This window comes from Bacillus sp. Marseille-Q1617, from assembly GCF_903645295.1.
GTDB lineage: Bacteria > Bacillota > Bacilli > Bacillales > Bacillaceae_B > Rossellomorea.
Map to the genome: position 1 here is coordinate 1,899,214 of NZ_CAHJXM010000001.1, position 15,178 is coordinate 1,914,391.

A 15,178-nucleotide genomic window follows, 5' to 3' on the forward strand; every position below is an offset into this window, starting at 1 on the left:
CGGCAGAAAAGTTACATCATCTACAAAAAAAATGGAGGGGTCATGTGGTTTTCGATAACATGGAAAAGACAATGTCAAAGCTATACCGTTATAGTTTAATGTTGACTGGATCCAAATGGACGGCTGAAGATTTAGTCCAAGAAACTCTGATAAAGGTGTATACGATTAAAAAGACTGACCCACAAAGAGAGTTCACTAATAGTTTTCTTTACACTGTTGCTAAAAACCTCTTTATAGACGAACAAAGAAAGAAAAAAGCCGTCGCTACTTTCAGGGAAGAACTCCATCAATATGAAATAGATTATACCGGATGCGAGAGTATAGTCGAAGAACTTCTCTTGAAATTGCCAATTCGCCAGGCGATTCTAATCACGTTGAAAGATGTCTTCGGATATCATTCACAAGAAATCGCAGCCATGCTGAGGGTCACTGATGAATCGGTTAAAACGGCTCTATCACGATCAAGATCCCGATTAAAGAAATTAAGTAAGGATATTCCGCAAATTCTCCATCAACCGACTGATAAAGAACTTATTCTCGAATTAACCAGAGCGATCAAACAGGGTAATCCAGCATCTCTATTTGCACTCTCTCGTCTTCTCGAATCACGTCATTATTCGTTATCCAGAATATCTGGCACCAGGTACGTGCATGTAATTGACCCAGATGGGAATATACTGGAAATAATCTGCTGAAAATTACCTATTTAAGGCATGTTAAAACCGAATGTTTAGACTGAGTATAAAAAGAATGTTACGGTTGTATGTGGGTAAACTAATAATCGACCGGGCTTTTAGCCTGTTCGATTTTTTTTTGCTCGTAAAATCATGGTAAAGGAGGGTGTATGAATGGATAAATGGATGAAATTCCTTGAGGTGAATGCCCCTCGAATTCTGGAATTAACGATTGAACATGCAATACTAGTTGGATTAGCGATAATTGTGGCACTGCTGATCGGTATTCCTCTTGGAATTTATTTAACGACGAATGATTACCTTGCCGAGACGGTTTTGCAAATAGCGTCAGTCATGCTGACAATCCCGAGTATTGCGTTATTCGGAGTCATGATACCAATCTTCTCGCTGATCAATCAGGGGATCGGCTTTGTTCCTGCCTTTGTAGCACTTGTTCTCTATTCTCAGCTCCCCATCATCCGGAATACATATACAGCGATTAAAAATGTCAGCCCAGAAATGAGAGATGCTGCCAAGGGACTTGGGATGAAGACACATCAGCGTTTACTGCGAGTGGAAATCCCTAATGCATTTCCTCTCATCATGGCTGGCATAAGAACAGCAGTCGTGCTGAATATAGGGATTGGGGTCATTGCAGCCTATATCGGGGCTGGAGGTCTCGGTGTCCTTATCACACAAGGAATTTCGAGAGGCGACAATTATTTGATCATCAGCGGCTCGGTTGCAGTTGCCATTCTGGCAATCATAGCGGACGGAGTCCTCATGTGGATCCAAAAACGCTATACACCAAAAAGTATATCCAATTAAGCAGAGAGGTGAAAAGATGATTACATTCGATCAGACGACGAAAACATACGAAGGCGGAGTGACAGCAGTCAACAAGGTTGATTTCACCGTGGAAAAAGGTCATATCGTTGTTCTTCTTGGTCCTTCCGGATGTGGTAAAACAACACTGCTCCGCATGGTGAACAGGCTGGAGTCGATTACAGAAGGGAAAATCATCATTGACGGACAGGATTCAATGGACTTGAATGAGATTGAATTAAGAAGAAAGGTAGGTTACGTCATACAGAGCAACGGTCTATTTCCCAATATGACGATTGAAGAGAATGTTATGATCGTGCCTGATTTATTAGGGTGGGGAAAAAAGCAGAAGAGGGAACGCTTTAATTCATTGATGGATATGATCGGGTTAAGTCCCGACAAGTACAGAAAACGGTATCCACATGAATTATCTGGCGGACAGCAGCAGCGAATCGGTGTCATTCGTGCACTTGCAGCCGATCCTCCAGTCATGCTGATGGATGAACCATTTGGTGCGCTCGATCCGATTATCCGTGAAAAAATACAAGACGAGTTTCTTCAGATTCAAAGAGAAGTGAAGAAAACGATTCTGTTTGTGAGTCACGATATCGATGAAGCGATCAAGATGGCCGATAAAATCGTATTACTGCGAGGAGGGGAAATCATGCAGTATGATTCACCATCAGAAATGCTGGTTCGGCCGGAAAATGATTTTGTATATGAATTCTTTGGGAAAGACCGTGCTATTAAAAGCTTGAGTCTTCATACCATTGAGGATCTGAAAGAAATCATCGGTCTTGTTGAAATTGATGAATCCATTCAAGATACCAAAACAATCAGCGTCCATCATGACCTTCGAAATACACTTTCCATGCTCTTGAATCAGGAAGCTGAGCAAGTCATTGTATTGGATCACTCAGGCAATGAATTAGGTGCGATTACCATCGATCGTGTCCAAAAATATCTTCACTATGAGATCAAGGGCAAACCTTCCCCGGCTGTGAAAGGATGATTTCATGAATAATAAGAAACTAGTCAGCCGTATTGTACGCTATTTTGTGTATGCACTGGTGATCGCCTTTTTTGCGTGGGCGATAATGAATCAATATTTTAACTATATCTTCAGTGAAACCAATACATTTTTGTTGCTGTTAAAGCAGCACTTCCAGCTTGTGCTGGTATCTTCTCTACTGGCAATAGCAGTTGCTGTTCCTATAGGAATATTAATTACAAGGAAATCGTTCAGAAGAGCAGAGTGGGCTGTTTCGAACACTGTTAACTTTGGACAGACCATTCCCAGCCTTGCTGTACTTGCACTTACGATCAGCATTCTTGGTATAGGATTTAAAACAGCGATTTTTGCACTGTTTATCTATTCTCTGCTGCCAATATACAGAAACACAGTAGCAGGTATTGACTCAATTGATGACAATTTAATAGACGCGGCAAGAGGGATGGGTATGACTCCATCACAAATTCTTTTTAAAATCGAACTACCGAATGCAGCTTATTCCATTTTGGCAGGGATCAGGACTGCTGTTGTATTGAATATTGGAACAGCGGCGCTTGCTTATGTTGTCGGGGGCGGTGGACTCGGAGTCTGGATCTTCACAGGCATACAGCTTTTCGATAACGGTTATTTGATTTCAGGGGCCATTCCTGTGACCCTTCTGGCGATAGTAGTCGATTATCTGCTGAGACTGCTGGAACGCTTGGTCGTTTCTGACGGAATTAAGCAAACCGGCGAAATGTAACAAGAAGCGGAGGTGATTTTATGTTAAAGAAACTACTAATTCTAAAGCTGGTTGCTGTGCTAACCCTTGCCCTTTCATCATGTTCAAGTATCGGTGTCGGAGGAAAGCAGGTTGCTGTGGGCGGAAAGAACTTTACAGAACAATACCTCCTTTCAGAAATGACGGCTTTTCTATTGAAAGAAGAAGGCTTTAAAGTCAAACAGATGAACAACCTGGGAAGCACAGTGGTCAGAAAAGCCCTTGAAAATGAGCAGGTTGATCTGATGTGGGAGTATACGGGGACAGCTCTCATAACCTACATGGGTAAAGACCCGATTTCTGATCCAGAGAAGACCTTTCAAAAGGTAAAGGAGATTGATGCCAAGAAGGGAATTCACTGGATGAACATGTCTGATGTCAATAACACATATGCTCTTGCCATGACGAAGGAAAAGTCGCAGGAATTGGGAATAAAGTCGATAAGTGATCTGGCATCCTATATCAATGAAAATCCAGGCACGATCACGGTTGCTTCGGATGCAGAATTTGCTAACCGTCCAGATGGGCTTCCCGGTGTAGAAAAAAAATACGGATTCAGCTTCGGTGCAGAGAATATCAAACAAATGGACATCGGACTGACTCAGCGAGCACTGGATAAAAACCAGGTGGATGTATCAGTAGCCTTTGAAACGGATGCTACTATTAGAGATTATGGACTTATTACGTTAAAGGATGATAAACGATTTTTCCCCCCATATCGTGCTGCCGTCAGCATCAACGAAAAAACATATGAAAAATATCCGGAAATAAAAGAAATCACGGCCCGTTTGGCAAATAACCTCAACAGTGATATCATGCGTGAACTGAACTATAAGGTAGACATTGAAGGAAACAGTGTGTCAGTGGTCGCTCATGATTGGCTTGTTGAAAACGGATTATTAGAAGACTAATAAAAATCCTGCAGTTTATTCTCTTACTGCAGGATTTTTTAAAAGTTAGAAATCTTGTTAAAGGCAAAGCAGTATCGGTAGGAACATTCGTATGTAGGATAATGTCAGCTAGTTCTTACAAAAAGCGAGTAAGATTTCAGTTGAAGAGAGTGTGATACCTATTGAGGTGCACACTCTTTTCACTCTTTCTAAAGATTGGTCTGCTTTCAGAAAGAACCATTATTATCATTCAGTTTTTTTAATTTCTCTGTTGAAGAGTTTTTCTTATAGTAAGTCTCCATAATTTCTAGTATCTTTTCTTCTGATAATCCTGAAAAATCAACCAGCATTGAGATGGTGGGCTTGATCGAAAGAGACTCACATGTCTGGATTGTGGACAGAATCAAATCATGATAGTCTTGCTCCCTTGATTGTGAACGTTTCCGCTTTTGTTGGTTATACTCATTAATATGATGTTGATTATCTGATGGTTTCATAAGGATGAACCTCCTAATCTTTAAAAAAGGAATTGTATTAGGTTTATCCGTAAATATGGGGAGATAAACATTTTTTGGCTCGCGGGATATGACGAGTAGGGATGAACATACTGAGTGCATGCCTTCTAACATGTTTCCTACAATCCATATTGAGGTATTAATACATATATAAGGAACGTTTTTAGGAGGAAAAAAAATGAAAAATGCGATGCTGATCGTTAATCCTTCTTCTGGTAAGGAAGAAGCACTCAATTATGTAGAAGAAATAGAGGGGATTTTGAATAAGCAAGGATATGAGGTGAATGTCAGTCAGACAGAAAAAGAACTGGATGCTACAAGATTTTGTCAATCTGCATGCAAAGATGAATATGATCTTGTTGTATCACTTGGCGGGGATGGTACACTTCATGAGACGATTAATGGACTGATCGATGAACATCATCGTCCGAAGCTGGGGATTATACCGATGGGAACGGTGAATGACTTTGCAAGAGCCTTGAATATTCCATTGAACCCTGAGAAAGCGATCGACGTTCTTCGTCATCATCAGACTAGAATGGTGGATATCGGCACTTTCAACGACGATTATTTTGTCAATATCGTAGCAGTAGGGGCATTGGCAGAAGCTACATACGATGTCACCCCTGAAGAGAAGACGAAGCTGGGGCCGCTTGCTTACGTGGTTGAAGGAATGAAAACACTCGCTTCGAATCCTTCCTATCCATTGACGATTGAGCATGATGGTGAGAAGTGGGAAGGAGATTCTTTATTATTCCTGGCAGCCTTGACCAATTCCATTGGGGGCTTTGAGAACCTGGCCCCCGATGCAGAAGTGGACGATGGTGTTCTCCACTGCTATATCATTAACGATATTAATGTATTGAAACTTCCTGCAATATTAACATCCATCCTCGCGGGTAAGCTTAAGAAGAATAAAGATGTAACTTACTTTAAGGCAAGAGAGCTCAGAATATCTTCCTTTGAAGAGCTTAATACAAATGTAGATGGTGAAGAAGGCAGGAAGCTTCCGATTGAACTGGGAATCATGCCGAACCACATTGACGTGATGGTTCCTCTTAAAGAATGATACCCTCTGTAAAGAAGAGGTTGAATTCCTAAACGGAGTTCGATCCTTTTTGTTATAATCATTGGAATTTTATGTTAATATAAAGGCGGAAATCATTATGATGGAGGCGGCTTGAAGAATACGAAAGTTGTAAAAGACAGAAAGACAGTCATTGGGTTAATATCAGCTTTCTCGTTAAGCATAGCGGGGATAGTATTTGCTGCAAATGATAGTCAGTATTGGGTGTCCTCATTAGTGGCGGCATTCATTCTGTTACTGATCAGTGTAAGAAGAGCAGACAAATTGTATCGGGAAGGCTGAAATATACAGGTGTTAGTTAGGTTTTCGCGGATTATGCAGGGTATGAGGATGAATATTCAAAACGGTAACAGGACAAGAGATTTTCTAAAAAGGATGAAACAAATGAAATCGGAAAAACAGAAAATGATCGACGGCGAGTTATATGAACCCTGGGATGAAGGGTTAGTCAAAGAGAGGGAAAGTGCAAGGAAATTGGTAAGACAGTTTAATTCAACAATTGAAACAGATTATGATGAACGTGTGGCACTAATAAAGGAACTGTTCGGTTCTACTGGAGATAAAGTCTATATGGAGCCTAATTTCAGGTGTGATTACGGATATAACATTCATGTCGGGGACAACTTCTTTGCGAATTTTGATTGTGTCATCCTTGATGTATGTGAAGTCAGATTTGGCGCTAATTGTATGCTCGCACCAGGGGTGCATATTTATACCGCAGCACATCCGGTCAATCCCTATGAACGTATCAAGGGACCTGAATTTGGTAAGCCGGTTACCATTGGGAATAATGCATGGATTGGCGGAGGTGCAATCATTAATCCGGGTGTGACAATTGGAGACAATGTGGTGGTTGCTTCTGGATCCGTCGTGACAAAGGACGTATCTTCAAATGTAGTGGTTGGAGGAAACCCTGCGAGAGTACTAAAAGAAATTGATTTGAACAATCCGAATTAACTTATGAATCGGGGAATATACATAAGTAAAAAACGCTGACTGATTGAAAGAAGTCATATCAGCGTTTTTTACCCTGCCTTAAAATTTTTGTGGGAATTGTTTTGTTATTCCTTTAGAAAGAGCATCAGCCAAGTGGAAAATGTGTGCTCTGCCTTTATCGAACGATTCGATATTCTGATTCCAATCTTTTTGGATACGTGCTACTGCTTCTTTTGTAACAAAGTCTAGGTGCATATATAAGAGCTCTTTCAACTCTTTTTCAGACCAGTTGGGATTTGCTCCAATCAAGAATGCAGTGATATCATCAGCATTCCGATACCATTCTTTATTTAGTTTTTCTACTTCTGCCTGATTGCCAGCTTTTGCAGATTCGACGATCTTACCGGCAATGACAATATGTTCTGTCAATAACTCAGCAAGTTGGTTTCCTGCTTTTTCTCCATAGAAAGGTTTGATGGCATTTCCGATATCCTTTTGGTTTTGAAGCAGTCTTTCAAGCACTTTTTCTTGATCTTCCAGACCGTCGACAGCACTAACAATATAGTTGTGCGTCCAAATTACATGATCGTTCCAAAGGGTTCGCATGTCTTCTTTAAGCTTTAGGGCATCGGGGCTCACGCATTCTTTTTTGGCAGCCTGAGTTTCTGGAAGCCGGGCAGCCATTGTCAACGTCATGAGAATAGCGGTGAATACAATAAAGTATTTTTTCATTTGTATCTTCTCCTTTATTTAATTTAGTAATCACGTAGTAGTATTCACTGAAGTAAAAGAGTTGATTCCAAAGAAAAATCTCTTGAATGAGGAGGTCTAGATATGGAAAGTTCCCTTGTGGCGTACGTAATAGGAAGCGGGATAGTATTGTCACTTATCCTGCATTTCCTTCAGATAAAAGGAATACTGAGAAGTTATCTACCTTTCAGAATATTATTCAGTCTAATGATTGCTGCACTATTATCCATTCCGGTCTCCATTTTCTTCATAGGGGGCTGGACGGGACTTGGTATATCCGTGATGGCAGTGTATGTGCTGCTGTTTTGTATCACAGGGTTAATCTGTATGTACCTGTTGAATATTTTCTTTCAAAACAGAGGATAGGTGGGGGATTGACCATTTTTAAAAATAATAAGTGCTTGTCTGCACACAGGTGCAGGGTTGTACATATAGTGAAGTAGAGAAACAGAAAATCGGCAAAAAAGAATGCGGTTGTTCCAAAACGGCTTTAAAAATCCTTTAGTCACCGTAAAAGAAAGCTTCATTCGGTTTTGCCCATGAACAAGCTTTCTCGTCTATATACTTCCGCCGTATAGACAAGAGTACCTCCTTATTTGTTCGTACAGTAAAAGTGTTCCTGCAGTGCCGGGAACACTTTTGCTATTTTTATTGAACATTCTTGTCGGTGTTGATTGAGGGTTCTTTTAAATACCGGCTGCTTTAAAACCAGCAAAAGCGAGGAGGATCCCGAATGTATAACTTGCAGTAAGATAAACAGCAAGGACCTTGAATTTTTTTCCTGCAAACATATGGATGTTCTCAAGCTTGAAGGTAGAGAATGTTGTAAAAGCACCGAAGTATCCGATACCGATGAATGAATAAATCGGGCCTTCCAAACCGGCACCAATCGTGTATCCCAATAAAAAAGAACCGATTAAATTGACTAGTAATGTTGCAAATGGGAAAGATGCAGAAAAATGTTTCCCAAACCATAGACTGATCCAATACCTGGATATAGCACCGAAAAACCCTCCAAGTGAGATCATGATTATTTGAATAAGCATCAATCATTATCCTCCACGACTGAATTTTCCCGCTTCCACAGAATGCTGCCGGTTTTAAAGCCCACCCCAGACATGAAGAGTCCGCCGGCCATACTTAATATCACGTATAGAAATGCGAAAAGCCATTGTGCTTGTTGCAGTAATTCAATGGTCTCCACACTGAAAGTAGAGAACGTTGTGAAAGATCCAATTAAACCCGTGCCCAGAGCTGCCTTCACGGAAGGACGCATTTTCTTGGATTGAAAAAGATATGTGGTCATCCATCCCAGTATAAAGCTGCCGGTCAAATTAACGAGCAGTGTGCCTAGAGGAAAGTGATACTGCCAATGTGAATGAACCGAGGCACCCAGAGCAAACCTTAAAAGAGAACCGACGGCACCCGCTAGTCCTACCAATAAATAATTTTGCAAAATAAAGCATCTCTTTTCTTTAGAATTGATTCACTTAACTATGTTCATTATGGGTGATAATGGGTATGATATCAATGACATTATATAAAGAGAGAGTTGAAAACAATGGGAGCATCACCTGCAGAGTATGAACTCACACTTGAAATAATTCAGAGCTTAAAAGAAGGAAAGAAGCGGGGTTTTCAGGAAATCATGGATGAACTGCAGCCATATGACATGGCACAGCAGTATCAGCACCTGCCTGCAAAACATCGTAATAAATTTCTCCTATTCTTGACCATCTCCCAGCTTAAAGAGCTGATGAAGGAATTAGAGAGTGAGGATCAGCTGGAAGTCCTGCAGAAATTAGGCATTGAAAAGTCGACCAAAGTGCTTGATCTTATGGAAAATGATGATTTGACCACACTTTTATCCGATCTTGAACCTGATCAGATTGAAGAATTGTTGTCTGAAATGAAACAGGAAGAATCTGATGTAGTTCAGCACATGATGAACTATCCCCTTGAATCGGCAGGGCGTCTCATGAATAACCGATTTGTGTGGATCTCAAAACATTATACGGTAAGAGAAGCTGTCGATAAACTAAAGGATTTTGCCGAACTTGCCGAGTATTTGAATTACCTTTATGTAATAGATGAGGGTAAAAAGCTGGTGGGGGTTGTCTCTTATAAAGACCTTCTCCTGGGGGAAATGCAGGATAAAATTGAAGATATCATGTTTACAAGAGTGGTCAAAGTTGACGTTCTTACCGATCAGGAAGAAGTGGCGAAATTGATCAGCCGCTATGATTTCGTTTCGATCCCTGTCATAGAAGAAGATGATAAACTGATGGGAGTCATTACGGTCGATGACATTATTGATGTAGTGATCCAAGAGGCAAACGAAGATATTGAAAAGCTATCTGCTTCCGGTAAAGCGATTGATTTCAACACGAAGCCGTTCGTGGCTGCATACAGACGGCTGCCGTGGCTCATACTCTTGTTATTGATCGGTCTTGTGTCAGGCAGTATCATAGACGGATTTTCAGATACACTGCAGTCTGCAGTCGCTCTGGCATTCTTTATGCCGATGATAGCCGGTATGACAGGAAATACAGGTACACAGTCCCTTGCAGTAGTCGTAAGGGGGCTGGTTTCACAAGACTTGGACGTAACACAGGTTTTGAAGCTGATATTTCGTGAATTATGGGTAGGTATCATCATCGGTCTTAGTTGTGCAATATTGATATCGATCATTGCATTCATATGGCAGGGAAGCTTCGTACTTGGAATCGTAGTGGGTAGTTCACTATTGATCACACTCATAATCGGAACACTAGCAGGAACCATCATTCCGCTCGTTCTCTATAAGTTTAATATTGATCCTGCCGTAGCTTCAGGTCCACTCATTACAACAATCAACGATATCTTTTCACTGCTCGTATATTTCGGCATTGCAAGCATGTTCATTTCAAAATTATCCTAAACTAAAACCGCCCCGGCAATGAGCAGCGGGGCGGTTATTCTATGATTATACTTTCTGTGGCTGTTGGTTAAGATGTCGTTCGATTATGTCCGCCAACTTAATAATATCTGTATATTTCTTGGTTTGCTGGGTTTCTATATAAGTTAACAAGAACGTTTCCGTGTCAAAGTGGTATATGACGGAAAGTACAGGTGTCTGGTCCTCCGAACTGAAAGTGTGAATAATCTCACTTTCTTTAAAATCAATTTGAGTTTTCAGCATTCGCAGAATTGTATCGAATGACATAAAACGTCTCCCTTCTATATTATAGAGGGATTGACTAAATACAGTCTCGTAGACCCAAAATAATTTAATCTTGATTAAGTATAAATTATATCATACAATTAAATATTTATATACCTATCAAGGAGGGCGTAATTGTGACACCTGAAACTTATTATTTTTTCAACTATAAAATGAAAATGAATCTTTTCCCGAATATGCTTGATAAAGTAATGCAGAAGGCTGCCGCTATGGGATTTTCAGAAGATGAAGGAAGTTCTTTTCGCTTAAAAAAATTCGGAGAAGCCTCCAAAACAACTAAATAATATGATGAATATTGTCGGAATATTTTTGAAATCTCGATTTAAATTAATGAGCATACCTATTCCAATCAATTGTTAAGAATACGGAAATTTTCTACTTACACCCACTATACCTATCAAGTTTACATAATTAAAGTGTGATTTGTACTGCCTTCATAAATTTGCCCTTCTAGTAAAGAAGAATGAACCTTTATCTCTTCATTCTATATTCTGCAAGTTGCGCATATAGTGAACTAGTAAATCTTATAAGTATAGGAGTTCATTCATGGCGTACAAATCCAGAAAAGATAGCACCCTACCCCTACTAGTATTTGTGACTATGAAATCTTTAGCAAGAATGATGGTTCTCGGAATTATCCTTCTTTATTTTTCCGTCTGGCTTATATCTGCGACGGCAATCAAGCTGAAGGTGGACACGCTGTTTTACTCGACAGTATCTGATATGGTACCGAAAGAGACCCTCTTGAAGCTTCTATCTGAAGAGATTACTTCACTCAGGGTAATGAATGAAGAGGAATTGGAGTCCGACTTTGACTGGCTTGAAAGTGTAACCAATGTCTCGTTGTTTGATCCCCGCAGTTTATTTGGAAGAGAGATACCGGGGATTGAAAATTACCATACCCAGATAGCCGTAGCGGGGAAAGGGACGGATATAACCAACCTGCCTGTAGAATCGCCCGCACCGACTGAGGAACAATTGAAGAATCAGGAGTTTGATCAGAAACAGATTGACCGGGCAAATGGCGACAGTGGAGAAACCGTTGAAGAAGTCGATAAGAAATCTGTCTTTATTTATCATTCCCACAGCTGGGAAGCATTTAGCCCGCTTATTAAAAATAATCAAACCGAAAATCCTGCCAGTACGAATGAAAAAGTAAACGTCATTGCGATCGGGTCAAAGCTTCAACAAGAACTTGCGAAAAGAGGGATAGGTGCCGTACAGGATAAGACAGATACTACGCAGGCACTGAAAGAGAAGAACTGGACCTATTATGAGTCATATAAATTATCAAGGGAGCAGGTTCAAGAAGCACTTGCCGGAAATAATGACCTCAATTACCTGATTGATATCCACCGTGACTCCCAGCCCAGGGAAATCACCACTAAAACAATTAATGGGAAGCAATATGCACGATTATTCTTTATCGTAGGTAAAGAAAACAAGAATTTCGAAAAAAATCTGGCCATCGCCAAAGAATTGAATGGCGCACTCGAAAAGAAATATCCCGGCATCAGCCGCGGGGTATTTGTTAAAACGAAAGCTGAAGGAAACGGTGTCTACAATCAGGACTTGACCGAGCGAGCCATGCTCCTGGAATTCGGTGGTGTAGAAAATAATTTAGTCGAGCTCTATAATTCAACGGAAGCATTTGCAGAAATCTTCGCAGAGTTTTACAAGGAAGATGTTGTAGAAGTTAATGGATAAGTGTGTCTGCGAAAAGCTGCTGTGATAAGGCAGCTTTTTTCGTTTTCTCCGTTTTTTGCATAAATTCTGCAAAAAACGCGGGAAACTATAACCTATGCGGGTTATGAATCCTTTTCAATCTTGAAACGAATTTTTGGAATGTTGTTTAGAGAAGGTGAAACCCGGATAAAGAATGATAGAATAAAAAACAAGGAGGAACTAATTAATGTCACACGAAAAGTATCAATCATTAGTACAAACATTACATGAGTGTATGGAGGCTTGCAATCATTGTTACGATGCATGCCTTGGTGAGGATGATGTTAAAATGATGGCGGATTGTATCCGTTTAGATCGTGAATGCTCAGACATGTGCGGATTTTTAGAACAGGCACTGGTAAGAGGCACGCCGTTTGCATCCGAGCTTGCTTCAGTATGTGCATCCATCTGTGAAGCTTGCGGAAACGAATGCAAAAAGCATGACCACGATCACTGTCAAAAATGCGCAGATGCCTGCTTTAAGTGTGCAGAAGCTTGCAGAAATATCGCATAAACAGGTCCGTCCTTCAGTACTTTAACGTGCCGAGGGACGGGCCTTTACATTTTTCCAATGGATGGAGGAAGCGCTGCTGTGAGGATGGCAATGACTTTTTGCCTCTTGATACTCCTTTTCGAGTTCTTGCAGGGTCAATTCAAACAGTTGTTTGCCGTTCTTCTTGAAAATGTTATAGGTGATCAGTTTGTTTATAAGCTCCTCCCGGCGTCTTTCTAAAGTATGTCGAATGATTTTTCCCATTATCTTGCACCCCTTTTATCATTTATTTCATGAGAAAAGTCTTTATTGTTTTTACATAACAAAAACCTTCTTCCGAAGATAAGAAGAAGGTTTAAATAGTTTTATTCTTCATCTTATCTTTTCAAGCTTTCGGCTTGATGGAATTAGCACAGTGTTCCGTGAAATCAGAATCTGTTGCTGAGGTGTCATCGGGCCAGTCCCTCTGCCTCTCTTGATAAGTTATTCATGATTAATAAGTTAGATATACTTTAATACATAGTATTCCGAGTTGTCAAGTATGAATAAATGCGAGATGAAGATTTTTCCACTTTAGTCTCTAAGCATCCAGTACACAGAATCTTCATTAAAAAGTCACAATAAATTCCCCATTTGTTTATGATTTCACAATAAAAAGTGATAGGCTAATGGTATAAACCTGCATATGGAGTGAATGACGATGAAAAAGGTTGTTGTAGTTGGCGGGGGCATCACAGGACTCATAACGATGTACCATCTCGATAAATTAAAAAGAGAAAATAATATTGATATCGAATTGATACTGGTCGAACGTGATCAAGAGCTTGGCGGAAAGATTAAAACCGTAAAGGAACATCCGTTCATCATGGAGACGGGGGCAGACTCGATTGTTGCAAGAAATGAGGGTGTGCTGGCTTTAATAGAAGAATTGCAGCTAGAGGATGAACTTGTGTATAACGAAACAGGGCTATCCTATATCTACATGAACGCGAAGCTGCATAAGATTCCCGAAGATACGATTTTCGGTATTCCGATGAGTATAGAATCGTTAATGGAAAGTACGTTGGTTTCAGAAGATGGCAAACGTGAAGCGTGTAAGGATTTGGAAACTCCCAACAAGATATTTACAAAAGAGAGTTCGGTAGGTGAATTTTTGGAAGCGTTCTTTGGGCGGGAACTTGTCGAGAACCAAATTGCACCTGTACTATCCGGTGTGTACTCAGGAAACCTTCATGATTTGACGATGTCTAGTACGCTTCCGTATTTGGTGGATTATAAAAATCAATATGGAAGTATCATCAAAGGGCTTGAAGCAAATAAAGAAAGATTTAAGAGTTCCTCCAAAGGGAAATTCATCTCTTTCCGAAACGGGTTATCTGCTCTGATAGACCGGCTTGAACAGGTGATAGAAGATGCTGATATTATTAAGGGTGAAGAACTTATTAACCTGAAGCAGTATGAAGATAAGTACGAGCTCACTTTTACTGACAGAAAGCAGGTTGAGGCCGATTATGTAGTTTTTTCAACACCACATGATGTTACACAAATGATTTTGAACGATCCTCTAATGGATCAACACTTCAGCCTATTGAAAAATTCATCTCTCACAAGCATTTATATAGGGTTTGATGTAAAGGATGATATTCTTCCTGAAAATGGAACAGGATTTATTACATCGCATGGCAGTGATGTTCTATGCGATGCTTGTACGTGGACAAGCCGAAAATGGAAGCATACAGCAGAGGAACATGAATTGTTGGTAAGATTATTCTACAAAAGTTCCAATCCTCATTACCGAGAATTAAAGGGCCTTAGTGAAGAGGATCTTACAAACGTAGCACTTAAGGATATATCAAAAAGTCTGGCCATTAACGAAAGACCGGTATCCGTTAAGGTCACCGAGTGGAAAGACCTTATGCCGAACTACCATTTGCAGCACAGCGAGGCAGTGAACTCACTTCAACATACACTTAGTGAGAACTATCCTAATGTGACACTTGCGGGCGCGTCTTATTTCGGAGTCGGAATCGGTGCTTGTATTCAAAATGGAAAGCATACGGCTGAAGCCATTATTGAAAAAATAATCAGATAAGTATTTTTGGGCTTGAATTCTTTAAAGGAATTTCAAGCTCTTTTTTTCGAAAAATTCATCGAAGCCTAGGTGGTCAGGGAAAAGAAGTTTTAGTCCAGCCATCATAGCATTTAAAATCACAAGGTACATATCAGCCGGAAAAAACATCCTCCTTTCTTTAGCATAATCTCAAATAAAAAGAGAAAGATAAGTTAAG

General features: G+C 40.2%; 19 protein-coding genes and 1 riboswitch. Of the genes, 14 read left to right on the top strand and 5 right to left on the bottom strand.

The features are described from left to right. Positions 1 to 44: 44 nt before the first annotated feature. The 5 genes from HWX64_RS09400 to HWX64_RS09420 all read left to right on the top strand — a co-directional run bounded on the left by HWX64_RS09400 (position 45) and on the right by HWX64_RS09420 (position 4,182). Complete coding sequence (locus HWX64_RS09400) at positions 45 to 695, top strand: RNA polymerase sigma factor (RefSeq protein ID WP_175989196.1); 651 nt, start codon at positions 45 to 47, stop codon at positions 693 to 695. 153 nt (positions 696 to 848) lie between these two features. Next, entirely contained in the window at positions 849 to 1,502 is a 654-nt protein-coding gene (locus HWX64_RS09405; protein WP_175989197.1) for an ABC transporter permease, read from the top strand. Positions 1,503 to 1,518: 16 nt separating this feature from the next. Continuing rightward, positions 1,519 to 2,511, top strand: a complete 993-nt coding sequence (locus HWX64_RS09410) for an ABC transporter ATP-binding protein (RefSeq protein WP_175989198.1) — start codon at positions 1,519 to 1,521, stop codon at positions 2,509 to 2,511. A gap of 4 nt (positions 2,512 to 2,515) precedes the next feature. Then, positions 2,516 to 3,253 carry an ABC transporter permease gene (locus HWX64_RS09415; RefSeq protein WP_175989199.1) on the top strand — a complete coding sequence of 246 codons (738 nt, stop codon included), beginning with the start codon at positions 2,516 to 2,518 and terminating at the stop codon, positions 3,251 to 3,253. A 20-nt stretch (positions 3,254 to 3,273) separates the two neighbouring features. Then, positions 3,274 to 4,182 carry a glycine betaine ABC transporter substrate-binding protein gene (locus HWX64_RS09420; RefSeq protein WP_175989200.1) on the top strand — a complete coding sequence of 303 codons (909 nt, stop codon included), beginning with the start codon at positions 3,274 to 3,276 and terminating at the stop codon, positions 4,180 to 4,182. Positions 4,183 to 4,388: 206 nt separating this feature from the next. Here the strand turns inward: HWX64_RS09420 and HWX64_RS09425 are convergent, their stop codons facing one another. Continuing rightward, a complete protein-coding gene (locus tag HWX64_RS09425; protein WP_175989201.1) occupies positions 4,389 to 4,658 on the bottom strand; it encodes a hypothetical protein in 270 nt (89 codons plus the stop codon). 196 nt (positions 4,659 to 4,854) lie between these two features. Here HWX64_RS09425 and HWX64_RS09430 point away from each other — a divergent pair, with 196 nt between their 5' ends. From HWX64_RS09430 to HWX64_RS09440, 3 genes are all read left to right on the top strand, one after another. Next, entirely contained in the window at positions 4,855 to 5,745 is an 891-nt protein-coding gene (locus tag HWX64_RS09430) for a diacylglycerol kinase family protein (protein ID WP_175989202.1), read from the top strand. A gap of 111 nt (positions 5,746 to 5,856) precedes the next feature. Then, positions 5,857 to 6,045: a hypothetical protein gene (locus HWX64_RS09435; RefSeq protein WP_175989203.1), complete on the top strand. Its 189-nt coding sequence runs from the start codon at positions 5,857 to 5,859 to the stop codon at positions 6,043 to 6,045. A 102-nt stretch (positions 6,046 to 6,147) separates the two neighbouring features. Next, positions 6,148 to 6,720, top strand: coding sequence for a sugar O-acetyltransferase (locus HWX64_RS09440; protein ID WP_175989204.1), 573 nt, complete (start codon positions 6,148 to 6,150; stop codon positions 6,718 to 6,720). A 78-nt stretch (positions 6,721 to 6,798) separates the two neighbouring features. Here the strand turns inward: HWX64_RS09440 and HWX64_RS09445 are convergent, their stop codons facing one another. Further along, positions 6,799 to 7,431, bottom strand: coding sequence for a glycosyltransferase (locus HWX64_RS09445; RefSeq protein WP_175989205.1), 633 nt, complete (start codon positions 7,429 to 7,431; stop codon positions 6,799 to 6,801). A gap of 102 nt (positions 7,432 to 7,533) precedes the next feature. On the opposite strand from HWX64_RS09445, the gene HWX64_RS09450 reads away from it, so the two are divergent. Then, positions 7,534 to 7,815 (top strand): hypothetical protein, encoded by a 282-nt coding sequence (locus HWX64_RS09450; protein ID WP_175989206.1) that lies wholly within the window; start codon positions 7,534 to 7,536, stop codon positions 7,813 to 7,815. A gap of 320 nt (positions 7,816 to 8,135) precedes the next feature. Here HWX64_RS09450 and crcB (HWX64_RS09455) read toward each other — a convergent pair whose 3' ends face one another. Further along, positions 8,136 to 8,495, bottom strand: a complete 360-nt coding sequence (crcB, locus tag HWX64_RS09455) for a fluoride efflux transporter CrcB (RefSeq protein WP_175989207.1) — start codon at positions 8,493 to 8,495, stop codon at positions 8,136 to 8,138. Then, the gene (gene crcB, locus HWX64_RS09460) at positions 8,495 to 8,905 is read right to left on the bottom strand and encodes a fluoride efflux transporter CrcB (RefSeq protein ID WP_175989208.1); all 411 of its coding nucleotides are present in this window, start codon (positions 8,903 to 8,905) and stop codon (positions 8,495 to 8,497) included. Before crcB (HWX64_RS09460) ends, crcB (HWX64_RS09455) begins: the two co-directional genes overlap by 1 nt. Before the next feature lie 105 nt (positions 8,906 to 9,010). Here crcB (HWX64_RS09460) and mgtE point away from each other — a divergent pair, with 105 nt between their 5' ends. From mgtE to HWX64_RS09480, 4 genes are all read left to right on the top strand, one after another. Then, the gene (gene mgtE, locus HWX64_RS09465) at positions 9,011 to 10,369 is read left to right on the top strand and encodes a magnesium transporter (protein WP_175989209.1); all 1,359 of its coding nucleotides are present in this window, start codon (positions 9,011 to 9,013) and stop codon (positions 10,367 to 10,369) included. 419 nt (positions 10,370 to 10,788) lie between these two features. After that, positions 10,789 to 10,956 (top strand): hypothetical protein, encoded by a 168-nt coding sequence (locus HWX64_RS09470; RefSeq protein WP_175989210.1) that lies wholly within the window; start codon positions 10,789 to 10,791, stop codon positions 10,954 to 10,956. Positions 10,957 to 11,272: 316 nt separating this feature from the next. After that, entirely contained in the window at positions 11,273 to 12,379 is a 1,107-nt protein-coding gene (spoIIP, locus tag HWX64_RS09475) for a stage II sporulation protein P (RefSeq protein ID WP_175989211.1), read from the top strand. Between the two features lie 205 nt (positions 12,380 to 12,584). Beyond that, on the top strand, positions 12,585 to 12,911 hold the full coding sequence (locus tag HWX64_RS09480) for a four-helix bundle copper-binding protein (RefSeq protein WP_175989212.1): 327 nt from the start codon (positions 12,585 to 12,587) through the stop codon (positions 12,909 to 12,911). Positions 12,912 to 12,932: 21 nt separating this feature from the next. On the opposite strand, the gene HWX64_RS09485 is transcribed toward HWX64_RS09480, so the two are convergent. Further along, the gene (locus HWX64_RS09485) at positions 12,933 to 13,154 is read right to left on the bottom strand and encodes a Fur-regulated basic protein FbpA (RefSeq protein ID WP_175989213.1); all 222 of its coding nucleotides are present in this window, start codon (positions 13,152 to 13,154) and stop codon (positions 12,933 to 12,935) included. A gap of 110 nt (positions 13,155 to 13,264) precedes the next feature. Then, positions 13,265 to 13,375, bottom strand: a riboswitch (SAM riboswitch). Between the two features lie 215 nt (positions 13,376 to 13,590). On the opposite strand from HWX64_RS09485, the gene HWX64_RS09490 reads away from it, so the two are divergent. Next, positions 13,591 to 14,982 (top strand): protoporphyrinogen oxidase, encoded by a 1,392-nt coding sequence (locus HWX64_RS09490; protein WP_175989214.1) that lies wholly within the window; start codon positions 13,591 to 13,593, stop codon positions 14,980 to 14,982. Positions 14,983 to 15,178: the final 196 nt, after the last annotated feature.